Origin of the sequence: Neisseria sp. P0009.S008, from assembly GCF_051958615.1 — a bacterium.
GTDB classification, from domain to species: domain Bacteria; phylum Pseudomonadota; class Gammaproteobacteria; order Burkholderiales; family Neisseriaceae; genus Neisseria; species Neisseria subflava.
Genome location: NZ_JBQCVG010000007.1, coordinates 51,809 through 67,937, shown reverse-complemented (window position 1 = coordinate 67,937; position 16,129 = coordinate 51,809). Strand labels below are relative to the sequence as shown.

General features: G+C 46.3%; 28 protein-coding genes. 21 read left to right on the top strand and 7 right to left on the bottom strand.

Going from position 1 to position 16,129, the window contains the following annotated elements; genetic code table 11:
* Position 1 precedes the first annotated feature (1 nt).
* The 4 genes from ACTHSQ_RS07275 to ACTHSQ_RS07260 all read right to left on the bottom strand — a co-directional run bounded on the left by ACTHSQ_RS07275 (position 2) and on the right by ACTHSQ_RS07260 (position 1,461).
* Positions 2–823, bottom strand: coding sequence for a DnaT-like ssDNA-binding domain-containing protein (locus ACTHSQ_RS07275; protein ID WP_440371501.1), 822 nt, complete (start codon positions 821–823; stop codon positions 2–4).
* Positions 795–944: a hypothetical protein gene (locus tag ACTHSQ_RS07270; RefSeq protein WP_440371500.1), complete on the bottom strand. Its 150-nt coding sequence runs from the start codon at positions 942–944 to the stop codon at positions 795–797. The genes ACTHSQ_RS07275 and ACTHSQ_RS07270 overlap by 29 nt, the downstream gene beginning before the upstream one ends.
* Positions 941–1,168: a helix-turn-helix domain-containing protein gene (locus tag ACTHSQ_RS07265; RefSeq protein ID WP_440371499.1), complete on the bottom strand. Its 228-nt coding sequence runs from the start codon at positions 1,166–1,168 to the stop codon at positions 941–943. The genes ACTHSQ_RS07270 and ACTHSQ_RS07265 overlap by 4 nt, the downstream gene beginning before the upstream one ends.
* Positions 1,169–1,230: 62 nt before the next feature.
* A complete protein-coding gene (locus ACTHSQ_RS07260) occupies positions 1,231–1,461 on the bottom strand; it encodes a transcriptional regulator (RefSeq protein WP_440371498.1) in 231 nt (76 codons plus the stop codon).
* A gap of 113 nt (positions 1,462–1,574) precedes the next feature.
* On the opposite strand from ACTHSQ_RS07260, the gene ACTHSQ_RS07255 reads away from it, so the two are divergent.
* The 20 genes from ACTHSQ_RS07255 to ACTHSQ_RS07160 all read left to right on the top strand — a co-directional run bounded on the left by ACTHSQ_RS07255 (position 1,575) and on the right by ACTHSQ_RS07160 (position 10,850).
* Positions 1,575–2,273: a S24 family peptidase gene (locus ACTHSQ_RS07255; protein WP_440371497.1), complete on the top strand. Its 699-nt coding sequence runs from the start codon at positions 1,575–1,577 to the stop codon at positions 2,271–2,273.
* Between the two features lie 78 nt (positions 2,274–2,351).
* Positions 2,352–2,789, top strand: coding sequence for a hypothetical protein (locus ACTHSQ_RS07250; RefSeq protein WP_440371496.1), 438 nt, complete (start codon positions 2,352–2,354; stop codon positions 2,787–2,789).
* Positions 2,790–2,805: 16 nt separating this feature from the next.
* Positions 2,806–3,267 carry a helix-turn-helix domain-containing protein gene (locus ACTHSQ_RS07245; protein ID WP_440371557.1) on the top strand — a complete coding sequence of 154 codons (462 nt, stop codon included), beginning with the start codon at positions 2,806–2,808 and terminating at the stop codon, positions 3,265–3,267.
* Positions 3,264–3,677, top strand: coding sequence for a hypothetical protein (locus ACTHSQ_RS07240; protein WP_440371495.1), 414 nt, complete (start codon positions 3,264–3,266; stop codon positions 3,675–3,677). The genes ACTHSQ_RS07245 and ACTHSQ_RS07240 overlap by 4 nt, the downstream gene beginning before the upstream one ends.
* Positions 3,678–3,890: 213 nt before the next feature.
* Positions 3,891–4,103: a hypothetical protein gene (locus tag ACTHSQ_RS07235; RefSeq protein WP_440371494.1), complete on the top strand. Its 213-nt coding sequence runs from the start codon at positions 3,891–3,893 to the stop codon at positions 4,101–4,103.
* A gap of 55 nt (positions 4,104–4,158) precedes the next feature.
* Positions 4,159–4,419, top strand: a complete 261-nt coding sequence (locus tag ACTHSQ_RS07230) for a hypothetical protein (RefSeq protein WP_440371493.1) — start codon at positions 4,159–4,161, stop codon at positions 4,417–4,419.
* A 9-nt stretch (positions 4,420–4,428) separates the two neighbouring features.
* Complete coding sequence (locus ACTHSQ_RS07225) at positions 4,429–4,611, top strand: hypothetical protein (protein WP_440371492.1); 183 nt, start codon at positions 4,429–4,431, stop codon at positions 4,609–4,611.
* Positions 4,611–4,922: a hypothetical protein gene (locus ACTHSQ_RS07220; protein WP_440371491.1), complete on the top strand. Its 312-nt coding sequence runs from the start codon at positions 4,611–4,613 to the stop codon at positions 4,920–4,922. The genes ACTHSQ_RS07225 and ACTHSQ_RS07220 overlap by 1 nt, the downstream gene beginning before the upstream one ends.
* A 102-nt stretch (positions 4,923–5,024) precedes the next feature.
* Entirely contained in the window at positions 5,025–5,600 is a 576-nt protein-coding gene (locus ACTHSQ_RS07215; protein ID WP_440371490.1) for a Sak single strand annealing protein, read from the top strand.
* A complete protein-coding gene (locus ACTHSQ_RS07210; RefSeq protein WP_440371489.1) occupies positions 5,600–6,088 on the top strand; it encodes a siphovirus Gp157 family protein in 489 nt (162 codons plus the stop codon). Before ACTHSQ_RS07215 ends, ACTHSQ_RS07210 begins: the two co-directional genes overlap by 1 nt.
* A 12-nt stretch (positions 6,089–6,100) precedes the next feature.
* Positions 6,101–6,397 (top strand): hypothetical protein, encoded by a 297-nt coding sequence (locus ACTHSQ_RS07205; RefSeq protein ID WP_440371488.1) that lies wholly within the window; start codon positions 6,101–6,103, stop codon positions 6,395–6,397.
* Positions 6,398–6,448: 51 nt separating this feature from the next.
* Entirely contained in the window at positions 6,449–6,940 is a 492-nt protein-coding gene (locus ACTHSQ_RS07200; RefSeq protein ID WP_377078366.1) for an HNH endonuclease signature motif containing protein, read from the top strand.
* Positions 6,937–7,347 carry a single-stranded DNA-binding protein gene (locus tag ACTHSQ_RS07195; protein ID WP_440371487.1) on the top strand — a complete coding sequence of 137 codons (411 nt, stop codon included), beginning with the start codon at positions 6,937–6,939 and terminating at the stop codon, positions 7,345–7,347. Before ACTHSQ_RS07200 ends, ACTHSQ_RS07195 begins: the two co-directional genes overlap by 4 nt.
* Positions 7,348–7,362: 15 nt before the next feature.
* Positions 7,363–7,602, top strand: coding sequence for a hypothetical protein (locus tag ACTHSQ_RS07190; RefSeq protein WP_440371486.1), 240 nt, complete (start codon positions 7,363–7,365; stop codon positions 7,600–7,602).
* A gap of 69 nt (positions 7,603–7,671) precedes the next feature.
* Positions 7,672–8,661, top strand: a complete 990-nt coding sequence (locus tag ACTHSQ_RS07185) for a hypothetical protein (protein WP_440371485.1) — start codon at positions 7,672–7,674, stop codon at positions 8,659–8,661.
* Positions 8,658–9,719, top strand: a complete 1,062-nt coding sequence (locus ACTHSQ_RS07180) for a DNA cytosine methyltransferase (protein WP_440371484.1) — start codon at positions 8,658–8,660, stop codon at positions 9,717–9,719. The genes ACTHSQ_RS07185 and ACTHSQ_RS07180 overlap by 4 nt, the downstream gene beginning before the upstream one ends.
* A gap of 109 nt (positions 9,720–9,828) precedes the next feature.
* A complete protein-coding gene (locus ACTHSQ_RS07175) occupies positions 9,829–10,032 on the top strand; it encodes a DUF1653 domain-containing protein (RefSeq protein WP_440371483.1) in 204 nt (67 codons plus the stop codon).
* Positions 10,033–10,056: 24 nt separating this feature from the next.
* Complete coding sequence (locus ACTHSQ_RS07170; protein WP_440371482.1) at positions 10,057–10,410, top strand: hypothetical protein; 354 nt, start codon at positions 10,057–10,059, stop codon at positions 10,408–10,410.
* A complete protein-coding gene (locus ACTHSQ_RS07165) occupies positions 10,410–10,607 on the top strand; it encodes a hypothetical protein (RefSeq protein WP_440371481.1) in 198 nt (65 codons plus the stop codon). The genes ACTHSQ_RS07170 and ACTHSQ_RS07165 overlap by 1 nt, the downstream gene beginning before the upstream one ends.
* Positions 10,608–10,676: 69 nt before the next feature.
* Entirely contained in the window at positions 10,677–10,850 is a 174-nt protein-coding gene (locus ACTHSQ_RS07160) for a helix-turn-helix transcriptional regulator (RefSeq protein WP_440375946.1), read from the top strand.
* Positions 10,851–10,877: 27 nt separating this feature from the next.
* On the opposite strand, the gene ACTHSQ_RS07155 is transcribed toward ACTHSQ_RS07160, so the two are convergent.
* The gene (locus ACTHSQ_RS07155; RefSeq protein WP_440371480.1) at positions 10,878–11,870 is read right to left on the bottom strand and encodes a tyrosine-type recombinase/integrase; all 993 of its coding nucleotides are present in this window, start codon (positions 11,868–11,870) and stop codon (positions 10,878–10,880) included.
* A 337-nt stretch (positions 11,871–12,207) separates the two neighbouring features.
* Between ACTHSQ_RS07155 and ACTHSQ_RS07150 the strand changes: the two genes are divergently transcribed.
* Complete coding sequence (locus ACTHSQ_RS07150; protein ID WP_440371479.1) at positions 12,208–13,548, top strand: DUF2868 domain-containing protein; 1,341 nt, start codon at positions 12,208–12,210, stop codon at positions 13,546–13,548.
* Between the two features lie 73 nt (positions 13,549–13,621).
* Here the strand turns inward: ACTHSQ_RS07150 and ACTHSQ_RS07145 are convergent, their stop codons facing one another.
* Positions 13,622–13,840 carry a hypothetical protein gene (locus ACTHSQ_RS07145; RefSeq protein ID WP_049329085.1) on the bottom strand — a complete coding sequence of 73 codons (219 nt, stop codon included), beginning with the start codon at positions 13,838–13,840 and terminating at the stop codon, positions 13,622–13,624.
* Positions 13,841–14,106: 266 nt separating this feature from the next.
* Positions 14,107–16,035, bottom strand: coding sequence for a molecular chaperone DnaK (dnaK, locus tag ACTHSQ_RS07140; RefSeq protein WP_440371478.1), 1,929 nt, complete (start codon positions 16,033–16,035; stop codon positions 14,107–14,109).
* Between the last annotated feature and the right edge of the window lie 94 nt (positions 16,036–16,129).

The following is a 16,129-nucleotide window of genomic DNA, read 5'->3' as shown; positions in this document are numbered from 1 at the left end:
TTCAAAATTTCCCCAATGGTCGAAGCCCTGATGATTTTTTAACTACCGGCATACCGTCAGCAGTTCGTACAGCTATGCGTTTGTGTGCAGGGTCTCGTCTTACCGCGCCCAATTCGCCTCTTGCCTTTAAGCGTGTCAGTGATTGAAAAAACTTGTGTTCCCACATCGCCTGCGTTTGCATATCGCCTCTTGCTCCCCAGTAGCCTGTAAACTCAATCAGCGCATCTTTGATTCGTTTGTCTCCAAGACTTGGAATCTGCGACCGTCTGAGTTTGGCATCAAACGCCGCTTTGTCTTTAGGCTCCCAGTCGTCAGTAATCGGAAAATCTCCAAAGACGTTGCTGATGTTTTTTTCGCTCGCAGAAGCGGCGTTTTCCGCGTCCTCTTCTTCTCCGTATTTGTTTATATTCAGTACTTGTTTATATTCAGTATTTACTAGTGTCGGCTCAGCCTGATTAGGCTTACCCTGATTAGGCTCAGCCTGATTAGGCTTACCCTGATTAGGGTTTTCCTGATTGGATTGTTGAATCGGCTCGTCGTAAACCGTGTAATCCGTTGAACCATCACTGTTTTTTCTTACTGAAATAAAACCTTTCTCTTTTAGCTCGTTGATGATGTTGTAAACACCTTCTCGACCTGTCGGCTTTTTCGTGTCCTTGGTAACATTCACAAGCTCTGCGACCATTACTTGCCAGTTATCAGGCTTTGTCAGCAGGTATCCGAGTAATCCCATTGCTTGCCAGCTCAGTTGATTCTTGTCGTAAATCTTGTTACTGACGACTGTGTAACTGTGTTCACGCTTCGTCCGAATAATTGCCATCATCAACCCCTTTCACAATTTCAGCCCACCTATCCAACGCTTCTTGCGCTTTCATGACATCTTCTGCTTGCATATAAGCCAACACCAGCAATCGGGCTTCGTGCATTCTTTGTTCTCGGTTCATAGTTCAATTCCTGACCTGGCGATCGAGTAATGCGCGACCGGATTTTTACAGTTGCCGACCTTGAATTTAGGCTTGTTGAAAACAAATCCCCTGCTTTCCAAGTCGATGATTCGTGAACATAACTGCGTAATATTCAAATACTTAGAAGCCTCTAAAGACGTGATGTGTCCGTTTGCGCGGATGTAATCAACAATCTTCTTGCATTGGGTCTTTTTATCGTTCATAATCTCGACTCCATAACGTGGTTTGAACAGCCACCTTAGCCCGTCATCCCCGACGGGCTTTTTTATTTGGGTTGGTCGTCTGCCAATTCCGGCCAGATTAAATGCCAGTTATCAGGAAACATTTCTTTTCGTGTCACCCTTCCGCTTGTTGACTTTTCAATCAACGCCGCCGACTGAATTGGGACAGGCTTCAATCCTTTAGCAATCTGATGGATGAAAGACGGGGAAATCCCTGTTTTCCGTGCTAAATCAGACTGATTGCCGCGTATTGCGCAATAATCTCTTAAATTCATTCCGACCTCTGTTAAATTAATTTAGCATGAGTATAGCATAGCTAAATATAAAATAGTAGCATTGATAAATATAGCTATGCTTTATATTTATATTCATTTGACGGAGGGATGACATGAACCGAGTAGATAGAATTAAAAATCTGATAGCTGGCAGGTTTAACGGCAATCAAGCTGAGTTTTCCCGGGCAATCAACAAGGCGCCGGCACAAATAAACCAATGGCTTAATGGATACAGGAATATTGGGGACGGCGTAGCCGCACAAATTGAGACCGCGCTTGGATTGCCGCGCGGATGGATGGATGGAAAAGATGATCCGGGCACCCCTGTTGATTCCATCAAATCAAACGCCACCATTATCGGCACTATTGACGCTTGGGATAGCAAAACACCGTTATCTGACGACGATTGCGAAGTTCCATTTTATAAAGACGTTTGTTTGTCAGCCGGTAACGGTTTTTCAGATGACATTGAAGACCATAACGGCTATAAACTGCGTTTCTCGAAATCGACCTTAAGACGGCATGGGATAAGCCCCGATGATGTTGTCTGCGTATCTGCCGACGGAGACAGTATGGAGCCGGTATTCCCCGATGGGGCTACACTAGGTATTAATACCGCCGATAAAATAATTAAAGACGGCAAAATCTATGCCATCAACCACGGTGGGCTGTTGCGTACAAAAATCTTGCAAAAGCTGCCTGATAACCAAGTACGCATCAAAAGCTACAACCCGGAATACAAAGACGAAACCGCCCCTTTAGACAGCCTGAACGTTATCGGCCGCGTCTTCTGGTGGAGCGTGTTGGATTAAAATACTTGAACAACTGATTTATTACCGCATATTGCGCGGTATAACTAAAAAGATATAATATATATAAAAAGGGCACTCATGGAGCTGACCGTCCACTTTAACGCCGAACAGGATTTAGACCGCCTCTTTGAAAAAGACGAAGAAGCGGTCGCTTATCTCGAGAACATCATTGAGATGATTCAGGCGGACTCTGCTATTTTTGATGGCTTATACAAAAACAAATACTTCAGAGAATATGGCGAAACCATAGGCCCGATTGATTTGGAAGTGAAACCCATATTGTCATTATGGGAAAAAGACATCAAAGTTTTGCGCGTCCGATCTGACAGCGAAGAAGTCGCCGGATACAGAATAATTTACGCACCATGCCATGAAAAACAGCCAAACGGCGCGTATATCCGCCGCATAGATATATTGGCTGTTGTAAACAAGAAGACAGACAAATTTAACTATCAGGCAGAACACCCAATCACAAAACGGATTATCAAAGACTATGAAGAACTGTACTCCAACTAACGGCACATGGTTCCAAATGGGCGCAACACTCACTGTTGCCGTGGCCGCCTGCACAGTATCAACACCTACATCCGCCACCCCCATCACCCACATAAACTGCCTGCGGATAAACGGGCAGATTAAATGCGTCAAACCGATAAGCCCCAACACTACCCCCGCCGTAGAACATATTGAGCATGTACGGAAAAATCCGCGCCGCAAAGCAGCGATGGACAGGGCGGCAGCGAAAATTGCCGATAAAATAGCCCTCAAAGCAGGCGGGGAGACATTTGTCAGCCTGAGGATGAAAAAGGGGTTTACCCAGTCTGAATTGGCAGCCGCCGCAGGATTGCGTCAACCCTATCTGTCCCGCATCGAAAACAGCAAACAATCCCTACATAATGAGACTGTACAAAAACTGGCAAACGCATTAGGCGTTTCCCCGCTTGAAGTTCGCGCAGCGTTTGAACAGCAGTACGAATATATGGAGCAGGCATGATCCACCTAAATGTCCACTATTGCGATGAAATCATCCGCCATGCGGAAAATGACAAATACAGTCTGATAGGTATATTTCCCGATATATGCCATATCCCGACACAGCAAGCTATTTTAGGCCGTCTGTGCCTGTCTATTTCATTTTCCGCCAAAGGAATGGATATACAGACCTTGCAAACCCGTCAAATTTTTCTGGAGATCGTCCGCAACGATGATGTAATCTCCGTATTTGAGATTCCACCATATGACGGCAGTTATACAGAAGAAAACGCGTCATTCATGCTACACCAAACAATCAGCGGACTACCCGTTTCAGACAACGACCGCATTTATGTAAGAATGAAAACACACAACCATATTCTCTCCGAGAGCCATCCTCTGTTTTTTTCTTGGCTTCCTTACCACTCATAACAATACCGAACCGCCCTAGGGCGGTTTTCTTTTTCATGATACACCGCCATTCGGGCGGTTTTTTTGCGCCTGCGAAATTTCAAAAATAAATTCTTTTAATAATCAAAAATATAGCAAAATATAGCAAAATTAGTATAGCTTTGCTATTGATTTATTGTTTAGCTTTGCTATACTACACCCATCGAAGCAAAACACACTAACTAGGAGCTAAAAATGAAACACATCGCAAATGCCATGCAATTTGAAGATTACTCAATCAATCAAGAATGCACTATCGGCCAAATTTTTGAAACTGGTCGCGGCAAGGCAAAAAAATTCATCGTTAAACAAGTTTGGGGCGGGGTAGTAAAAGAGTTCAAAACATATTTGGAAGCATGCCAAGCAGTCATCAACGCCCAACCGACAACATTCATTCGACCAATCTAAGTTTCTTACCCAAGCCGCTTCAAGCAAGAAGACAGCAAGATTTAAGGAAAAGCAAATGGCTACTTTGAACAGCTTACAAAACCAACATGACGCAATGCTTGACGATGATATGGACTATGACGACGCGCGTGTTGAGCAGATTGTCGAGGACTACCTGAAAGAGTGGTCAGCCGCCGACCTACTGGAAATCTTGAGCGGAAACATCTTAGACGGCGTGAACAAAGCCCTTAATCGAGAGGCCATCAAGCAGTGCAAGCGCGAAATTGCCGAAGCGCAGGCGGAATATGAGTACAACTTAAGAACATGGAACGACTAGGAGGGCATCATGAAATACGCAATTCGCACAGTTTTAGCCGTGTCAGCTATCACGGTTGCCGCTTACAGCTTTCCCAGCAAGACAGAGAAGCCGGAAGAGCCTGAAACCATCAGCCAAGAAGCACAGGTTGAGCAGATGTACAACGCCATGCCAGACGAAGTCAAGGTCATGGGAGACGCGGAGGTTAAATAATGTTTGCAGTATTTGGTAAGCAAAAGAAAAAAGAATATGAAAAGTCATTTAACAAACTTGGGGTGAAAGTCCAAGACGAAGAAAAGACTTTTGCTAAAGATACAGGCTGCTATCAAATTTCAGGCGACTTTTCATCCGAAAAGATAGCTATGGATTTTGTGGAACTTTGCAAAGGTCAGGAAGATTTTATTCGACCTGTTTATATAGCAATTCTCAAGCCTCGAGTTGATAAGCATGGCAATGAGAAGGTGGATAAGAAAACTGGCAAACCATCAATGCGATATTGCAAACACAAGGAGCTTCCGAAATGAACGGGAGTGTGAAAGGTTTAATCATGTGCCAAGAATTAATGTTTTATTGCCAAGTCATGCAAGAGCTTGAGCAACAAGAAGAAACCGAAAGGAATAAGGAAAATGAGTTTCCCTCAAGAAGTATGGAAAACCCTGTCAGCAGTGAACGTGAATGACAAGGTAGAGAAAAAGAACGGATTGAGCTATCTCTCATGGGCATGGGCATGGCAAACGCTGATGGAACACTACCCCGAAAGCAGTTTTGAAATACACCCTGAAAAGTTCTTTTCAGACGGCACGGCAGAGGTAGGCGTAACAGTAACAGTCAAAAAAGACGACCAAGCCATTAGCCGTTACATGTGGCTTCCAGTCATCGACCATCGCAACAAGGCGATTCAAAACCCAAACAGTTTTGACATCAATAAAAACAAGATGCGTTGTCTTGTTAAATGCTTGGGTATGTTTGGGCTTGGGTTGTACATCTACGCAGGCGAAGATTTGCCGGAGGTTGAAAAGAATCCGCCTTTTGACCTTGTGGCGTATGAGAAAGCAGTAGCCGAAGCGAAGACAGAAGATGAACTGAAACAAATCTTCGCTGACGCGTGGAAGCATACAGACGGCAAGCTACGCGCGAAAGTCAAAGACATTTACGAAAACCGGAAAGCCGATTTCCAAAACAACCAACAGGAGCAAGATTAATGAACATCACACTATACCAATGCGCCGCTGACGTACAGGCTGCCTTAGACCATCACTTCGACACCGAGGCGGAACGACAAGACACGCTTGAAGCTGTTATCGGGCAATTTGATGTTAAAGCCCAGTCCGTGATTGGTTACATCAAAAACCAAGAAGCGACAGAAACAATGCTTGAAGAACACATCAAGCAAATGAGCGAGAAACTCAAGGCCATCAAAGCGCGAAATCAAAGCCTGAAAGACTATCTGGAGCGCAACATGATTGCCGCTGGAATCAAAGAAATTAAAGCAGATGACGGCACTTTCAAAGCCTCATTCCGTAAATCCAAAGCGGTTGACGTTTTCGATGAAGCACAAATCCCTGCTGAGTTTATGCGCGAGCGTGTAACCATCGTTCCGGATAAGACGGCCATCAAGAAAGCGATCGAAAGCGGTCAAGAAGTTGCAGGCGCGAAGATTGAAGAGCGTTTGAACTTGCAGATTAAATAAACAGGAGTAGCCATGTTTGCCGTTTTCGGAAAAGTCCGCGCCGAAGAAGAAAAACGGCGGCGGCTTGTTTACAACAAAGATGATTCCAAGTGGTACGAGGATACCCGCAAATGGAAGCGGCTTAGCAACAGCCGCTACCAAATCAGCCCTGAATATTCGTCTATCGAGACCGCCGAAGAGTTTATCAGGCTGTCGGATGGGAATCCTGACATCCATATCGTAGGAATCAGACAGGCGCAGGAAGTGGACGGAAAGGTCGTCTGGAAGCCTGTCAAAACAGTTTTAAAAGGAAGCAAAAATGCTGAATAAAGTAATCCTCATCGGGCGTTTGGGCAAAGACCCTGAATAAGAGGAAAGATTATGCAAGAAACAAAAGAATGCAGATGCTGTGGTAGGGAGTTTTTTAAAAGGAAAAGAGACTCTCAAAAACAATGGGAAGAAAGAAATTTTTGCAGTATCAGTTGTAAAAATAAATCCGTAGAGCCAACACCAATTCACATTAGATTTTGGAATTTTGTTGATAAAAAACGTGATAATGATTGTTGGCTTTGGCTTGGGAGTAAGGATGAGAACGGTTATGGACGTTTAGCTACACAGCAGGGTGAATCAGCAATTAAGGCGCACCGTTTATCTTATGAACTTAGGAATGGAGCTATTCCTAAAGGAATGTTTGTATGTCATAAATGCGATAACCCTTCCTGTGTAAATCCATCTCATCTTTTTATTGGTACTCAAAAAGACAATATGCAGGATTGTTCTATGAAAAACAGAATTAATCCTAAATCATTTAAAAATTTAATAGCAGGAAAGCGCGGCTATCTAGGTGCTGCAATTGAAAGGAATAAAGTATGAGCTTAAATAAAGTTATCCTAATTGGTAGGCTTGGTCAAGAACCAACTATACGCTATATGCCAAACGGCGAGGCCGTCTGTAACTTTTCCGTAGCGACAAGTGAAAGCTGGAAAGACAGTAATGGGCAGAAGCAGGAGCGGTCAGAATGGCACAACATCACCATGTACCGCAAACTGGCAGAGATTGCAGGCAAATACCTGACAAAAGGCAGTCAAGTTTACTTAGAGGGCAAAATCCAAAGCCGCAAATACCAAGGCAAAGACGGTATCGAGCGTACGGCTTACGAGATTATCGCCAACGAAATGAAGATGTTGGGCGGTAATAGCCAAGCGGCGCAGGAACAGCCGAAGTATCCGCAAGCACCTGCCGCGCCTGTTGAAGATATGGCAGATGACGTGCCGTTTTAAATAAAGGATTAAAAAATGACTGAATATATTTTTAAAATTTCTGCCGATGACGTAGGAATTGATTTAGAAGCCCCAACCATCGAGCCAGTGCATGGAGATAATGTATCTGAAACAATTGCTTACTTATCAGCGGCATTGGTGTCTATTTTTATTAATGATATTTCCAAGCATATTAAAGAAAACCCAACTGGTTTTATTGTCACCGCCCAAACAATGGTTAATAACTCATTGTTCCTTGCAGGGGATGTGAACTAACTAACCCACAGGCAGACGGCCTAAAACGTCCGAGCCGTTGAGAGGACGGCAATTAAGCGAGGAAACAAAATGCAAATGCAAACAGTAGCACCACGCCAAACGGCGAAACAGATGATGGACGCCAAGAAAGCGGCGAAGAAATTGACCCAAGAAGAACGCGCATTGAAACGCGCGGGAGCGGTAAAAAATGTTGACAGAAACCGCCTATCCACATTATCGAAAGCGCAAAAAGAAAACATCGCCGAGATGTTGTCAGGCGCGAAAGTGTCCGAAGATGAGGCGGTAACGTGTAGCGTCAAAATGTGGTTATCAATGCAAGATATGCGCTACGCCTGCAATCAGGAGCTAATCAATTTCGCAGAACATATCATCAAGCAGGTGCAACGATTGGGCTTGTACTGTAACACAGACGACCCAGCGAACGAGAAAAGCGTGGAGTTTGCCTGTCGTGAAGCGTCGCAAGCGGTCGCGCAATGGACTAAGGATTTTGACGACCTAAGCCCGAATCAGCGTCAATTGGTATTGCGTCCGCTGTCTAATCTCTTCGCCGCGTATGAAGAGTTTTTGAAAGATGCTCCGGTGCGGTTAATCGCCGAAGTATCGACATACTCGCTCGCCGTCAGTGTTACCAAAAAAGCCATGACGTTTTTAGAACTTGATGGCGGTTTGATTTCGGCGGTTGATAAAGTCGTCAACGGCAGCGATTCCCGCGCGGAAGCCCGCCGCCTGAAAATGCCATACGCTGAATTTACAGACCGAATCATACACGCCGCCAACCTGCTTTACGATGTGGGTATTCACGCAGATTCGGAGTTATCGGCGATGTACGGAAAGCCGCTTAATCCTGTACGCCCGCAACGCATCGGCGACGTGCGGCAACCACTCATGAAAATGCTTGTCAAGAACAAGGGAGGCGCACTGGTTCAGGCTGTCAAGGATTCGGAAAACATTATCCGACATTGCGACAGCGGAACAGGCTTCAGTTGTTTCAACTGGACTAAGCATTTCAAGCGGGCAGCAAACCTGATTAGCCTTATGCGACAGGAAGCAGAAGCATGAAAGACCTAACATACGGAAGTGTTTGCAGCGGTATAGAGGCGGTATCTGTTGCGTGGAGCGGCCTGAATCTGAAGCCGATATGGTTTTCCGAAATTGAACCTTTCCCATGCGCGGTATTGGCGCATCATTACCCGACTATCCCAAATTACGGCGACATGACGACGTTACCGGAGCGGATTTTGTCGGGGGAAATTGAGGCACCAGATATATTGGTCGGTGGTACACCTTGCCAGGCTTTTTCGGTTGCCGGCTTAAGAAACAGCCTAAATGACGAACGCGGAAATCTTACGCTTGTTTTTGTAAGGATTTTAAATGCAATTAACACTATTCGAAGACGCTACGGACTGCCCGACGCAGTTGTACTGTGGGAAAACGTCCCCGGCGTTTTATCAACACGAGACAACGCCTTCGGATGTTTTTTGGCAGCTTTGCTTGGCGAGTCCAAAGAGCTTGTCCCAACAAGGGGCAGATGGACGGGTGCTGGTATTGTGCGTTCGGACGAATGCGAAATCGCATGGCGAATCTTGGATGCCCAATATTTCGGAGTCCCCCAACGTCGCCGAAGAGTGTTTCTTATCGCAGGTAATCGAGACAGACGTGCCGCCCAAATACTATTTGAGCAGCCGAGCAAAAGTAGGAATCCTGAGACGGGCGGAAAAAAGGGGAAAGAATCTGCCACATTTATTGAGGGAAGCTTTGGAACATTCCAGGCATCCAACACCGCCGGCACGTTAAAAAGGAAAGGAGGGGCTTTATCCGGAGGGAGCGAAACACTTATTGTCAATATTGGAGCAACGTTAACCACTGGGTTTGGTGGTAGAGGCGTAGATTCGGACCAGATTTGTGACGGCAACTGCGTTATAAATTATCCAAAAGTACGAAAACTAACCCCAGTCGAATGCGAGAGGCTACAAGGATTCCCGGATAACCACACGCAAATCCCGTGGCGCGGCAAACCCGCCGCCGACTGCCCGGACGGTCCGCGCTACAAAGCCATCGGCAACAGCATGGCGGTACCGGTTATGCGCTGGATTGGGGAAAGGATGTGCCGAATATGAAAGACCTAATTGCCGCCGTCCTGATTGCCGCCGTCCTGATTGCTATAGAGCTATCAGGAATCCCGAAAGTGGCGGTACAGATAAACGAATATCAGAAAGGACAGCAAAGATGAAAGATGATACACCTGAAATTTTATTGCAACGATTCCAAATCTACCGTCATTACAAAGGTGGGGAATATACATTTTTAGGGATTGCAAAACTGGAATCTGATTTGACAGATATGGCTATTTATAAAAAGGCTTATGTTGACGACGACACGGTTTTCGTCCGCCCATTGGAAGAGTTTAAAAAGAAATTCAAGCCTATTTAACAAATGACAAAAAGGAAAGATGCAATGACACCCGAAAGAATCGAACAAGAGCGCAAAGCGTTTGAGGCGTGGATGGCCGAACGGTATCCAACCGACCCGAAAACGGAACGAGAAGGCGACGAATACAGCCGCCTTGGTACTCAGTACAAATGGGAAGGTTGGCAAGCCAAAGCCGCGCAATCCGAATGGGTAAGCGTGGAGGATAGACTACCTGATGAATGTAACATGGTATTTATTTGGTTAGGCGGAGATGATGTAACATTAAGCGCGTATGACTCTATATGTGGTTGGGCGTTTATTGACCAAATGGATGCCGAAAAGGTTAAGTGTTGGTCTCCCGTCGTATTACCAGACCCGCCTGATACGAGAGGCAAATAATGGCAACAGTAAGCATCCTCATCAGCGACCAACCGGACGGCCTGTTTATCAAGCTGACCTCGGACGAGCCAATGCCGAAAGATGGCGAAGACTGCGGCAGCATTGCCCAGAACGCAGGCCTTATCTGCCTAGCAATCCTTAAACGCGAAATGCGGCAGATAACAGGCAAAGAACCAGTTTTGATTGATATCCAATAACCCGCGCAACAACTACCAATCCGACAGACGGCGGAAATACCGCCTGATGAAGATTAGAAAGGCAAGAAGATGTATCTAACAGCGCAAGAATGCGCGGAATTACTACACGTCAAACGCGCAACATTCGTTAATCAGACTTGCAAACAGGCAGACTTCCCAAAGCCGTTTGTAATTTCGCCGCGCAAACGGTTATGGCCGAAAGCAGAAGTACACGACTTTATCCGTCGCCGCCGTCAGAAATAGAGAAACCGCCGTAACAGGCGGTTTTTTTCAATCTAGCAAATCGGCAAGTTCGCCAATATCAGGGTTATAGTACACGTTGAGCAGGATTCTCAAATCCTTGTGACCGCTGATTTTCGCCAGTTGCATAGGTTCAACTTTCGCCGCCATGCGCGTCAGTGCCTTGTGTCGCGTATCGTGGAAATGGAAGGCCTCAGCCCCTTCAACTTTTGCCCTCGCACGTCTGAACATTACATCAAGCGTGTGGGAGCTTATATCAAACACAGACCCACTCTCAGAGCGTGGCAATCTATCCAATATCGCCATAGCCTTTTTAGACAACGGCACATCACGACTGCTACCGTTTTTTGTCATTGGCAAATGCACCACGCGCCGGCTCAAATGCACATCACGCCAAGCCATGTTACAGATTTCCCCGGCACGCATGGCCGTCTCAATCGCAAACAAGACAGCCAAGCCGATACGCTGTTTTGCCGTGATTATCGGCACGCCGTCAGCTACACCAAGCTCACGCACGACAGCCAAAACAATATCATCGGGCGGTATGTAGTTTCGCGCCTTTCCTTTGCTGGGCCGTCTGATTTGTAACAGCGGATTTGACGGCAATAAGCCCCATTCTTTGACCGCCATTTGACAGACGGCCGACAGCGTTTCAAGCTCACGCCTGACCGTGGCCTCTTGCACTTCTTTTTTTCGATTGTCGCGCCATTGGGCAAAATGATGTGGGCGCAGGTCGCTGACTTTTATGTTTGCCAAATCCGACCGTAACGCACGATTCAGACGGTACGTTTCCGCCCTATTGCCTCGCTTCGTGGGCGTGATTTCATCGCGGTATCGTGTCAGCAAATCGGCAAAATATAGGCTTTTAGGCGCATTGCCCTGCACGCCGTCCAAGATTGCCGCTTCAGTCCGCGCCGCCCATGCGACGGCATCAGATTTCAGGGCAAATGTTTCAGACTTGGTAACACCTTTCAGACGGACTTTGACGCGATATTTTCCGTTGCGCTTTTCGATGGTTGCCATGTGGGTATTTTTGGGACACTGAGGGGACACGGCATTATATGTTATAATCAATTCTAATCAATCATAATGTATTGAGTGGTGCAGATATGAGATTGATTTGTATATATAATCTATCTAAATCAATCATAATCTACTATAATCGATTAGCTGTTTAAATGCACTCCGTCCGCACCACACTCAAAATGAGCAGCTTTCAGGCTGCTTTTTTTACATCTATTCCACTATATACCCTATTCAAAATCAAAACTGCTTTTAATTTTTTGACCTTTGCAAAAAAGGGGTTTATTTGGGGGTATAACAGACGTTTCCATTTTATCTTTCAGACGGCCTATCATTTATGTTGAATCCATCGCAAAAACTTGTCGAATTGGTCCGTATCCTTGAAGAACGTGCCTATATTTTTCCGGGAGATCCTGTGCAGGCGACGGAAGCGTTGCGACATATTGATGGCGGCAACGAGGAAAAACTGATACGCCGCGCCCAAATTATTGACCGCGACCAGCATTTGAAATATGTGTTGCAGCAGGTGGAGACAGGCTCGTTTTGGCTTTGGATTGTTGCGGCGACATTGTTGTTTACGGTCGGTTTTTCCAGCACTTATCTTTTGATGGACAATCAAGGGCTGAACTTTTTTCTGGTATTGGCCGGGATTTTGGGCATGAATACAGTCATGCTGCTGGTGTGGCTGGCGACTTTATTCCTTCGTTTGAAAAATGTGCACTTTTTCAGCAGTCCGGCAACTTGGTTCCGAGGTAAAGACCCGGTCAATCAGGCAATTTTGCGGCTTTATGTGGATGAATGGCGTAAACCGCAAACGCGTTGGCTGATTGGTGCAACTTCGCACAGCCTGTGGCTATGCACGCTGTCGGGAATGTTGGTTTCTGTTTTGCTGCTGCTTTTGGTGCGTCAATATACGTTCAACTGGGAAAGTACACTTTTAAGCAATACGACATTGGTGAAAACGGTTGAAGCTTTGTCATGGCTGCCGGAACGTTTGGGCTTTCCTGTTCCCGACAGTCAGGCCGTAATTGCAGGCCGTCTGAACAATCATATCGAAGATGCACGCGCTTGGGCGGGCTTACTCATCGGCAGCATCATCTGCTATGGTATTCTACCGCGCTTGATTGCTTGGCTGGCTTGCAAGATTACTTTAAAAACCCTTCGCGAACGTTTGGATTTGAATCAGCCCTACTATCAAAACATCCTCCGTACATGGCAAACGAAGATTGTTGATGCCGATGATTTTCAGGAAAACATCGTTCCCGTTTCATCCAAAATTACGCTGAATAATGCGCCCAAATGGGCAGTTACACTGGAAACGGAATGGCCTGAGCCGCTTTGGTTTTCCGGCATTTTGGCGCAAGAATGGATAGACAAAGGCGTGGTCGCCGGCAGAAAAGATTTGGAACAATTAGAAGCCGAATTGAAACAAACTCCGGCGCAACTTCTCATCGGCGTACGCACGCAAACTGTTCCCGACCGCGGCATTTTGCGTCAAATCAGCCGCTTGGCCGAAGCTACGGACGGCGGCGTTATCATTCAGCTTTTGAATCAAGGCAGCTTCTCTGAAGATTTGGATACCAAACTGGATTATTGGCGCAATGCGCTGGCAGAAAGAAACATTGCCTGGCTGGAACCGACCCGTTTGGCACAAGAAAAACGGCAAAGCTCTATTTGACAGATAAACCGAAGGCCGTCTGAAACCTGATGTTTGGGTTTCAGACGGCCTTATTTATTGTTGAGGATTCATCTTAATGATGTTCGTGGCGATGCTCTTGATGATGTTTGGGCTTGGCTGCGTGGTGTTTGTCTTTAGGTGCAGGTTTTTTCATTTTTTGCGGTTTGGCTTTTTTGTGCATACGCTCTTGTTTCGGATGCATTTCGTGTTTGCCGTGTGCAGAAGCGACAGGAGCCAATACCAAACCGGCAGCAGCAACCATCAAAGAGGTCATTTGAATCAGTTTTTTCATATTTATCTTCTTTCAAGGGTTGATTTGAGGTAAAAATAAGAATTTTTTCGCACTCAAGCAATGGACAAAATATTAATGGCTTTGACTGTCAGCTGCTGTCAGCATTCAGCGAAATCTGTTCAAAATTCGGCAATAGAAGTATGGCAACACGATGATGTAGCAAGGTTTTGAAAGTTTACCGTCAATTTCGACAAAGCGTCTTTACACATTTTCCAAACGACAAAAAGCGCGAACCTTTCGATTCGCGCTTTTTCAGACGGCATCAATTATTTTTTGTCGTCTTTTACTTCTTCAAAGTCGGCATCTACGATGTCGTCGTCTTTCTTAGCAGAAGACTCGGCTTGTGCGCCCTCGCCTGCTTGTGCTTCGGCTTGCGCTTGAGCGTAAACCATTTCGCCCAATTTTTGGCTGGCTGCACCCAAAGCTTCGGCTTTGGCATCAATAGCGGCTTTGTCGTCGCCTTTAACTGCTTCTTCAGCTTCTTTCAACGCAGCTTCGATTTTTTCTTTCTCGGCAGCGTCGAGCTTGTCACCGTAATCAGCCAGAGATTTTTTCACAGAGTGAATCAGGGCTTCAGCTTGGTTGCGGGAAGCGACCAATTCAGCCAGTTTTTTATCTTCTTCAGCGTTGGCTTCGGCATCTTTCACCATGCGTTCGATTTCTTCTTCGCTCAAACCTGAAGAACCTTGGATGGTGATGTTGGCTGCTTTGCCGGTGCCTTTGTCTTTGGCGGAAACGTGCAGGATGCCGTTGGCGTCAATGTCGAAGGTTACTTCGATTTGCGGCATGCCGCGCGGTGCGGGTGCGATGTCGCCCAAGTTGAACTGACCCAAAGATTTGTTGGCGGAAGCGCGTTCGCGTTCGCCTTGCAGTACATGGATGGTTACTGCACTTTGGTTGTCTTCGGCGGTAGAGAACACTTGCGACGCTTTGGTCGGGATGGTGGTGTTCTTCTGAATCAGCTTGGTCATCACGCCGCCCATGGTTTCGATACCCAAGGACAGAGGGGTTACGTCCAGCAGCAATACGTCGCTGCGGCCGCCGCTCAATACTTCGCCTTGAATCGCTGCGCCTACGGCAACGGCTTCGTCAGGGTTCACGTCTTTGCGCGGCTCTTTGCCGAAGAAGTCTCTAACGGCTTCTTGTACTTTCGGCATACGGGACTGACCGCCGACCAAAATCACGTCGTCGATATCGCTGGTGCTCAAGCCGGCATCTTTCAATGCAACTTTACAAGGCTCGATAGAACGTTGGATCAAATCTTCAACCAGGCTTTCAAATTTGGCACGGGTAATTTTCATGGCCAAGTGTTTAGGACCGGTTGCGTCCATAGTGATGTATGGCAGGTTGATTTCAGTTTGCTGACCGCTGGACAATTCGATTTTGGCTTTTTCGGCAGCTTCTTTCAGACGTTGCAGAGCCATTACGTCTTGTTTCAAATCAATGCCTTGTTCTTTTTTGAACTCGTCAATGATGTAGTCGATCAAGCGTTGGTCGAAGTCTTCACCGCCCAAGAAAGTATCGCCGTTGGTAGCCAATACTTCAAATTGTTTGTCGCCGTCGAGGTTGGCGATTTCGATGATGGAGATATCGAAAGTACCGCCACCCAAGTCATATACGGCTACTTTGCGGTCTTTGTTGTCGCCTTTGTCCATACCGAATGCCAAAGCGGCTGCGGTTGGTTCGTTGATGATACGTTTTACTTCCAAACCTGCGATACGGCCTGCGTCTTTAGTCGCTTGACGTTGGCTGTCGTTGAAGTAGGCAGGAACGGTAATCACGGCTTCGGTGACTTTCTCACCCAAGTAAGCTTCAGCGGCTTCTTTCATTTTACGCAAAACTTCTGCGGAAACTTGCGGCGGAGACAGCTCTTTGCCTTGCGCTTTCACCCATGCGTCGCCGTTGTTGGCCTTGATGATTTCGAAAGGCATGGATTCGATGTCGCGTTGAACTTCTTTGTCTTCAAATTTATGACCAATCAAACGTTTTACAGCGTAGATGGTGTTTTTAGCGTTGGTTACCGCTTGGCGTTTGGCGGGTGCGCCAACGAGGACTTCGCCGCCGTCCAGATAAGCGATAACGGAAGGAGTGGTGCGTGCACCTTCTGCATTTTCGATCACTTTGGTTTGACCGTTTTCAGAAATGGCCAAACAAGAGTTGGTTGTACCTAAGTCAATACCGATTACTTTTGCCATATTATGTTGCTCCTAATAAATAAACTTTTCTAAATTAATAATCCTGTGGAACATTTCGTTCCGATGGCTTGTAAATAAGGTTGCTTCATTTTTT